The following is an 839-nucleotide window of genomic DNA, read 5'->3' on the forward strand; positions in this document are numbered from 1 at the left end:
ATGCTGCCGCCGTCGCTGCGTGGCTACGCGCCGCAGGTGACCGGCATCGCCAAAACCAACGCCAAAGTGAGCATCAGCCAGAACGGACGGGTGATTTACCAGACCAACGTGTCGCCGGGGCCGTTCGTGGTGCAGGATTTAACCGAAGCGGTACAGGGCGCGCTGGATGTGAAAATCGAGGAAGAAAACGGCAGCGTCACCACCTATCAGGTGACCACCGCGACCATCCCGTTTCTGACCCGCAAAGGGCAGGTGCGCTTTAAAACCGCGACGGGCAAACCGACCACCGGCAGCAACAATCACGTGTTACAGCCCGGTTTTTACAGCGGCGAAATGTCCTGGGGCGCGCTCAATGATTTCTCGCTTTACGGCGGCGTTATCACCACCACCGGCAACTATCAGGCGCAGGCGCTCGGCGTCGGACAAAACCTGCAAAAGCTCGGCGCGGTGTCGTTTGACGTCACGCGATCCTCGGCCACCGTGCCGGTGGCGGGCAGGCAAACCGGGCTGAGTTACCGCGCCAACTACTCCAAACGCTTCGATTCGACCGGCAGCCAGATCACCTTTGCCGGATACCGTTTCTCGCAAAAAACCTTTATGTCGTTCAGCCAGTATCTCGACAAGGTCAACGGCGACGGCTATTCCCGCGACGACAAACAGACCTACACCGTCACCGCCAACCAGTATCTGCCGTGGCCGGCCATCACGCTGTATCTCTCGGCCACCCACAAAATCTACTGGAACGAGCGTGCCAGTAACAACTACAGCCTGTCGGTCAGCAAGATTTTCGATGTCGGGCGCTTTACCGGCGTCTCGGCGACGTTTTCCGCCAGCAAGCT

Annotated in this window: 1 protein-coding gene; it reads left to right on the forward strand. The window is 59.4% G+C overall.

The window, feature by feature from the left end; translation table 11 throughout:
* On the forward strand, positions 1-839 hold an 839-nt coding region (locus EYY67_RS24305), incomplete at both ends, for a fimbria/pilus outer membrane usher protein (RefSeq protein ID WP_165498006.1).

This window comes from Rahnella victoriana (assembly GCF_004330295.1).
GTDB classification, from domain to species: domain Bacteria; phylum Pseudomonadota; class Gammaproteobacteria; order Enterobacterales; family Enterobacteriaceae; genus Rahnella; species Rahnella victoriana.